This is a genomic window from Micromonospora sp. NPDC049799, assembly GCF_040656655.1.
Classification (GTDB): Bacteria; Actinomycetota; Actinomycetes; order Mycobacteriales; family Micromonosporaceae; genus Micromonospora.
Map to the genome: position 1 here is coordinate 1 of NZ_JBFAMU010000244.1, position 7,463 is coordinate 7,463.

Below are 7,463 nucleotides of genomic sequence, written 5' to 3' on the forward strand. Positions count from 1 at the left end.
GCCGCCGTCCGCGAGCACGCCGAGCTGGAGTTCGTCAACGGCGGCGGCACCGGCAGCGTGGCCGCGACCAGCGCCGATCCCGCGGTCACCGAGGTCACCGCGGGTTCGGGCCTGTACGGGCCGACGCTGTTCGACGCGTACCGTGCCTGGCGCCCGACCCCGGCGGCGTTCTTCGCCTGCGCGGTGGTCCGCCGTCCGGCGCCCGGCCTGGCGACGGTGCTCGGGGGCGGCTGGATCGCCTCCGGCCCGGCCGAGGCCAGCCGGCTCCCCCGACCGTGGTTTCCGGCCGGGCTGAAGCTGATCGGCACCGAGGGAGCCGGCGAGGTGCAGACGCCGCTGGCCGGCGCGGCGGCCGGGACGCTGCGGGTCGGTGACCGGGTGTGGTTCCGGCACGCCAAGGCCGGAGAGCTCGCCGAGCATGTCAACGAGCTGCACCTGGTGGACTCCGACGCCGTGGTGGCCACCGTGCCGACCTACCGGGGCGAGGGGCAGGCGTTCCTCTGACGTGCGATCGGCCTCCCGCTCCCGATGCGTTCCGGGTGCGGGAGGCCGTCGGGTCCGGGCCGATTGCGGACGGTCCGGGCGCCGGCTGGTCGCCTCGTCAGGCGGGCTGCACCACTTCGGCCCGCTCGGTTGGCCGGTCCACGATGTGCCGCGCGTCGACCTGTCGGTGCAGGTACTCCCGGATCAGTGCCTTCGCCTCGGTCAGCACCCGGTCGTCGCCGTCCTGCTGGCGACGGAACGCCAGCTTGATCAGCGCGTCGGCCGCCTCGACGGCGATCTCCAGGTAGAAGCGCAGCTCGGGGACGTCGGTCAGCCCGAAGCGCTCGGTGAGGACGCGGGCCAACTGGTCCGCGATCACCCCGTTGTTGTCCCGCTGCTCATCGAGCAGGTGCAGGTCGACCACGTCGCCGAAGTGCAGGGTACGAAATCCGGGAACGGTGCGGTGCATCGTGATGTACTCGTCGATCCCCGCGTCGACCCCGTCCCACCAGTGGGTCAGGTCGTCGGAGGCGAACCGCTCGTCGAGCCGCTGGAGGTAGGACTCCATGGTGCGCAGGGTCAGCGCCTGCACGATCGCCCGCTTGTCCGGAAAGAACTGATAGACCGACCCGATCGCCACCTCGGCGCGCTCGGCGAGCAGGGTCGTGGTCAGCCCCTCGTACCCCACCTCGTCGACGAGCTCGGCACAGGCATCCAGCATCCGCTGGACCCGCGCGACACTTCGACCCTGCACCGGAACGCGGCGCAGCGGCCCGGTCGTGGCGGCTGGTGTGGACACTCGGCGCCACCCCCCTTCGACGGATGAACATATCTGCACGTCACGAGTTCGTGACTACCGGTATAACGAGCGGGCCTCGATTGCGGTATTTACCAGGTACAACGTTCCTGATATGAAGTCAGTTCATATTCATGTCGAGGAGTTTCCATGGCCGGTACCGCTCTCTCCACCGCCGGCTGGTCCAACTGGGCCGGCAACCAGCGTGCCACCGCCACCACCGTCCTTCACCCCACCACCCTCGACGAGGTCGTGGAGGCCGTCCGGGCCACCGCCGCCGTCGGCGGGACGATCCGGGCGGTCGGCAGCGGCCACTCGTTCACGGCCGTGGCGGTCACCGACGACCGGCGGATGGAACTGACCAGACTGGACACCGGCGTACGCGTCGACACCGGTCGCCGACTCGTCACCGTACCGGCCGGGATGACGCTGCACACGCTCAACGACCTGCTCGCCGCGCACGGCCTCGCACTGCCGAACCTCGGCGACATCGACGCGCAGACCGTCGCCGGTGCCATCTCCACCGGCACCCACGGCACCGGGGCCGCCTACGGCTGCCTGTCCACGTTCGTCGAGGCGCTCACGCTGGTCACCGGCACCGGCGAGGTGCTGCGCTGCTCCGCCGACGAGAACCCGGACGTCCTCGCCGCCGCCCGCGTCTCCCTCGGCGCCCTCGGAGTGCTGACCGAGGTGACCCTGCGCTGCGTGGACGCCTTCGTGCTCCGCGCCCACGAACGGCCGGCGCCGCTGACCGACGTGCTCGCCGAACTGCCCGACCTGGTGCCCGGTCACGACCACGTCGAGTTCTACTGGTTCCCGTACACCGACCGCGTCCAGGTCAAGACCAACGACCGGGTGCCCTCCGACGACCGGCCGCTGCCCCGCTGGCGCGGATGGCTCGACGACGACCTGCTGGCCAACACCGTCTTCGCCGGTGCCTGCCGGCTCGGCCGTGCCGTCCCGGCGCTCGCACCCACGATCAGCGCGGTCTCCGCCCGGGCGCTCACCGAACGTGTCTACACAGGCCGGTCCGACGCGGTCTTCTGCACCCCGCGCCGGGTCCGCTTCGTGGAGATGGAGTACGGGTTGCCGCGCGACGCCCTGCCCGAGGCGCTGGACGCGCTCCGGCGGATCGTCGACCGGCTCCCGTTCAAGGTCCTCTTTCCGGTCGAGGTCCGCTTCACCGCCGCCGACGACATCTGGCTGTCCCACGGCCAGGGGCGGGAGTCCGCGTACATCGCCGTCCACCAGTACGTCGGCACGCCGTACGAGCCGTACTTCCGGGCCTTCGAGAGGGTGGCCACGGAGCTGGGCGGCCGCCCACACTGGGGCAAGCTGCACTGGCGCGACGCGGAGTCGCTGGCTTCCGCGTACCCCCACTGGCAGGACTTCCAGCGCGTACGCGACCACCTGGACCCGAACCGCCTCTTCAAAACCCCCCACCTGACCCAGATCCTCGGCTGACCACCGCGATCCGTCCCGCCTGCGGCTCTTCGAGATCTTGGAAGAAGGTGGCCCTCGGAGGGGCCGTAATCTTCCAAGATCTTGAGCTGGCAGAGGGCATGCCCGGCGGTGAGATCAGCCGGGCCAACCGGCGGCGCGGAGAGCGGCGCGGACCTGCGTGACCACCTCGGCCGGATGGTGCCGGAGGGCCCAGGCGGGGAAGCGGAGCACGCGATCGCCCTCCATCCAGAGGGCATTCTGACGTCGCATGTCCGCCCACGCGTGGGCCGGGTCAAGGTGGTGGGCGCCGTCGACCTCCACGTGCACCCTCCACTCCTGGAAGTAGGCGTCCAGGTAGCGGCGGCGACCGGTGGAGTCCCGGCGGACGGTCTGCCGGCTCGGTTCCGGCAGACCGGCGCGGCGGACCAGGCCGAGGAAGTCGAGTTCGGCGAGGGAGTGGGCGCCGCCCACGGCGTCCGTGGCGGTCTCCAGGATCAGCCGCCGACGTCGGATGCGGGGTGCCCGCGCGATCACCCGGTGCAGGTCGTCCCCGCCGACCAGGCGTTGCTGGAAAGCGGCGGCGACGATGGCGCGGGCCTCCTCGTCGGTCCCCGCCCACTGCGCGGCATCCACTATCGACCGACTCGGCATGGTCCGGCGCGGTTGGCCGACGGCGAGGACGTCCTCCACCGGCAGTCGGGTGCTCCGATGCACCACCACGCCCTGCGGTAACGGTCCTCGTCGGGTGGTCGCGGGCAGCAGCAGATGGATGATCCGACCCGGGAAGCCGCGCAGGCCCCCGCCTGCGCGGCCGTCAACCCGCCGAGCAGCGCGTCCGGACCGGCCGCGAGTATCGCTGCCCACCGGAGTTGGGCCGGACCGACGGGACCACTGTGCGCGACGAACACCGCTCGGTGCACCTGTCGCCAGCGCCCCGTCGACACCCGGTGCCGGATGGCCTTACGGGACAGGTGCCGTCGTGCCTGCCCGAGGCTGATGACGTCCTCCTGACGGAAGAGCAGCCAGGTCAACTCGTCGGCCTCGTCGGTCGGCAGGGGGCGCCGTAGCGCCGCCATCGACCCTTCGCTGCGCATCCCCACGAAACAAGGCTGCCCAACCCCGACCTCACGCCGCAGCCCCTGTGGACAACGTCGAGATCTTGGAAGGAAACGGCCCCCGGAGGGGCCGAAATCTTCCAAGATCTCAGACGTCGGTCATTCCGGCGACGTGGCTGCCTTGCGTGGGGCGGCCTTTTTCGCCGGGGCCTTCTTGGCGGTGGTCTTGGCCGTCGTGGTCTTCTTGGCAGCCGTGGACTTCGCCGCCGCCGTCTTCTTCGCGGCCGTCGCCTTCTTGGCCGGCGCGGCCTTCTTCGCCGCCGCCTTCTTCTTCGGCGCCGGGCCCTTCGCCCGCTTCTCGGCGAGCATCTCCGAGGCCTCCTCCAGGGTCAGCGCCTCCGGAGTCTGGCCGCGCCGCAGCGAGGCGTTGAACTCGCCGTCGGTGACGTACGGGCCGAACCGGCCGTCCTTGATCACCAGCGGCTTCTCGGTGAGCGGGTCGGCCCCCATCTCCCGCAGCGGCGGCGCGGCGGCGCGACGCTGGCGGGCCTTCGGGGCGGCGAGCAGGGCCAGCGCCTCGTCGAGGGTGACGGTGAACATCTTGTCCTCGGAGTCCAGCGACCGGAACTCCTCGCCCCGCTTCACGTACGGGCCGTAGCGGCCGTTGTTCGCGAACACCTCGACCCCGTCGGGCGCGACACCGATCAGCCGGGGCAGGCTGAGCAGCTTCAACGCCTCGTCGAGGGTGAGCGAGTCCGGCGACTGCGACCGCAGCAGCGAGGACTTGCGCTCGCCACTGGACACGTACGGGCCGAAGCGGCCGGACTTGAGCACGATCGGCTCCCCGGTCGCCGGATCGTCACCGAGCTTGCGCTCGCCGCCGCCGCCGAGGTACAGCTCGTGCACCTTCTCCGGCGTCAGCTCGTCGGGCGCGAGCCCCTCGGGGATGGGTGCCCGGTCGCCCTGACCGCCGCCCTCCTCACCCTCGGCCGGGGGTGCGGCCGGCGCGCCGTCGGGCAGCTCACGCTGGAGGTACGGCCCGTAGCGGCCGACCCGGACGACGACCTCCCGGCCCTCGTCGTCGGTGAAGAGCGGGATCGAGTTCACGCTGCGGGCGTCGATCTCGCTGAGGTTCTCCGTCACCAGCTTCTTGAGCCCGCCGGCGTGGGCGATCGCCTGGTCGCCGGTGCCGTTGGTGCTGCCGAAGTAGAACGCGGTGAGGAAGTCGACGGCGGCGTGGTCACCGCCGGCGATCTCGTCCAGCTCGTTCTCCATGCTGGCGGTGAAGTCGTAGTCGATGAGGCGCGGGTAGTGCCGCTCCATCAGCCCGATCACCGCGAACGCCAGGAACGTGGGGATCATCGCCTGGCCGCGCTTGGTGACGTACCCGCGGTCCTGGATCGTCTGCATGATCGACGCGTACGTCGAGGGCCGGCCGATGCCCAGCTCCTCCAGGGCCTTGACCAGCGACGCCTCGGTGTAGCGCGACGGCGGCTGGGTGTGGTGGCCCTGAGCCGCGAGCTCGTCGGCGGTGAGCGGCTGGTCCTTGACCAGGTTCGGCAGCCGGCGCTCGGCGTCCTCGGCCTCGGCGTTCTCGTCGTCGCTGGACTCGACGTACGCCCGCAGGAAGCCGGGGTCGGTGATCGTCTTACCGGTGGCGCCGAAGTCGGCCTCCTCCTGCGCGGCGGAGACCGCGCGGATGCGCACCGAGACGCTGGAGCCGACGGCGTCGGTCATCTGCGAGGCGATGGTGCGCCGCCAGATCAGCTCGTAGAGCTTGAACTCCTCGGCGGAGAGTTCCTTGGCCACCTCGCCCGGGGTGCGGAAGTTGTCCCCCGCCGGGCGGATCGCCTCGTGCGCCTCCTGGGCGTTCTTCACCTTGCCGGTGTAGCGGCGCGGCTCCGGCGGCACGCTGCGCTCGCCGTACAGCTCGACGATCTGCCGGCGGGCCGCCGCGATGGCGGTCTCCGACAGGTTCACCGAGTCGGTACGCATGTAGGTGATGTAGCCGTTCTCGTACAGCCGCTGGGCGGTACGCATCGTCTGCTGCGACGACAGGCGCAGCTTGCGGGCCGCCTCCTGCTGGAGCGTGGACGTGATGAACGGCGCGTACGGGCGACGGCGGTAGGGCTTCTCCTCGACCCGGGTGACGGTGAACGGCCGTCCCTCCAGCCGGGCGGCCAGCCCTCGGGCGCCACCCTCGTCGAGGTGGACGACCCCCGCACCGGGCTTCACGCGACCCGTGGTCGGCTCGAAGTCCTTGCCGGTGGCGATCCGGTCGCCGTTCAACGCGACCAGGGTGGCGTTGAACGTGCGCGGGCCCTCGCCCGCGTTCGCCACCGCGAGGGTGGCGAGGATGTCCCAGTACTCGGCGGTGCGGAAGGCCATCCGCTGCCGCTCCCGCTCGACCACGATCCGGGTCGCCACGGACTGCACGCGGCCCGCCGACAGCTTCGGCATGACCTTCTTCCACAGCACCGGGGAGACCTCGTAGCCGTAGAGGCGGTCGAGGATGCGGCGGGCCTCCTGGGCGTCGACCAGATCGCGGTCGATCTCGCGGGGGTTGGCCACCGCCGCCTGGATCGCCGGCTTGGTGATCTCGTGGAAGACCATCCGCTTGACCGGCACCTTGGGCTTGAGGGTCTCCACCAGGTGCCAGGCGATGGCCTCGCCCTCGCGGTCCTCGTCCGTCGCCAGGAAGATCTCGTCGACCTCCTTGGCCAGCTTCATCAGCTTGCTGATCTGCTGTTTGCGGTCGGCGGAGACCACGTAGAGGGCGTGGAAGCCGTTGTCGACGTCCACCCCGAGGCGGGCCCAGGACTCGCCCTTGTACTTGGCCGGTACGTCGGCGGCGTTGCGCGGGAGGTCCCGGACGTGGCCGAAGCTGGCCTCCACGACGTACCCCGGGCCGAGGTAGCCCGAGATCGTCTTGGCCTTCGCCGGTGACTCGACGATGACCAGACGGGTGGTTCCAGCGTTGCTCGGCACGTCTCTCTCCGACCTCACTCCTGCTCGTGGCCTTCCAGGTCCGGCTGGTGGCCACTGTCGCGCGGTGGCCCGATTGCGCACCGGCGGTCCGGACGTCCAACGTAACGCGCCGTCCACGTTTCCGGTTTCGCGGGCGACAAACCGCCCCGGCGGGACGATTGTCCGTCCCCTCCGACCGCACGGCGGACCGGACCGGCCGGACGGCGCCACCGTACACCGCAGCTGTGGCCGGACGCGGAACACTGTGACGATGGCGGGCCCCTCGGCCGAGGCGTATCCACCCGTTCGCCACCCTCACTGTCCTCTACCGGACAGCCGGACCCGCCCATCGATCATGGCATCGTCGTCGTCGCGGGGGGAGGCGAGGGTCAGAAGCGGGTGGGCCAGGCGAGGGCGGGGGCGGCCCTCGGGCGGTCGCCCACGAGTTCGGCGAGCCTGGCGAGCTGACGGCGCCCGCTGACCCGGTAGGCCGGGCCACCCGGGCCGTGCTCGAAGGTGGCGCCGGGCAGGCCGACGGCGGCGAGGGCCGCGCCGACCGGACCCCAGCACTGCTCGCCGGTGGGGCCGAGGCGGAGCAGGACGTCCGGCGGCTCGGGCGTGCCTGTTACAACCCATCGACAGATTTGAGAACGGTCATATGTTGCCGGGAGGAAACTTTTTCCTGTCCTGGTCGGCGTGGGGTGACGGGACGGGTGCGG

4 protein-coding genes and 2 pseudogenes are annotated in these 7,463 nt (G+C 71.2%); 2 read left to right on the forward strand and 4 right to left on the reverse strand.

Annotated features, from left to right (window positions below; genetic code table 11):
- A pseudogene (locus tag AB0I76_RS18400) lies at positions 1-504 on the forward strand (amino acid deaminase/aldolase); the annotation flags it as partial.
- Positions 505-601: 97 nt separating this feature from the next.
- On the opposite strand, the gene AB0I76_RS18405 reads toward AB0I76_RS18400, so the two are convergent.
- Positions 602-1,204: a TetR family transcriptional regulator gene (locus AB0I76_RS18405; RefSeq protein WP_357036594.1), complete on the reverse strand. Its 603-nt coding sequence runs from the start codon at positions 1,202-1,204 to the stop codon at positions 602-604.
- A 225-nt stretch (positions 1,205-1,429) separates the two neighbouring features.
- Between AB0I76_RS18405 and AB0I76_RS18410 the strand changes: the two genes are divergently transcribed.
- Positions 1,430-2,743, forward strand: coding sequence for a D-arabinono-1,4-lactone oxidase (locus AB0I76_RS18410; RefSeq protein ID WP_357036586.1), 1,314 nt, complete (start codon positions 1,430-1,432; stop codon positions 2,741-2,743).
- Positions 2,744-2,857: 114 nt separating this feature from the next.
- Here the strand turns inward: AB0I76_RS18410 and AB0I76_RS18415 are convergent, their stop codons facing one another.
- The 3 genes and pseudogenes from AB0I76_RS18415 to AB0I76_RS18425 all read right to left on the reverse strand — a co-directional run.
- Complete coding sequence (locus AB0I76_RS18415) at positions 2,858-3,436, reverse strand: DUF559 domain-containing protein (RefSeq protein WP_357036589.1); 579 nt, start codon at positions 3,434-3,436, stop codon at positions 2,858-2,860.
- Between the two features lie 500 nt (positions 3,437-3,936).
- The gene (gene topA, locus AB0I76_RS18420; RefSeq protein ID WP_357036592.1) at positions 3,937-6,765 is read right to left on the reverse strand and encodes a type I DNA topoisomerase; all 2,829 of its coding nucleotides are present in this window, start codon (positions 6,763-6,765) and stop codon (positions 3,937-3,939) included.
- Positions 6,766-7,133: 368 nt separating this feature from the next.
- A pseudogene (locus tag AB0I76_RS18425) lies at positions 7,134-7,463 on the reverse strand (hypothetical protein); the annotation flags it as partial.

Excerpts from the sequence above, each read along its gene's own strand:
- AB0I76_RS18410 (WP_357036586.1), top strand. The coding sequence starts at position 1,430 with ATGGCCGGTACCGCTCTCTCCACCGCCGGCTGGTCCAACTGGGCCGGC.
- AB0I76_RS18405 (WP_357036594.1), bottom strand. The coding sequence starts at position 1,204 with ATGCTGGATGCCTGTGCCGAGCTCGTCGACGAGGTGGGGTACGAGGGG.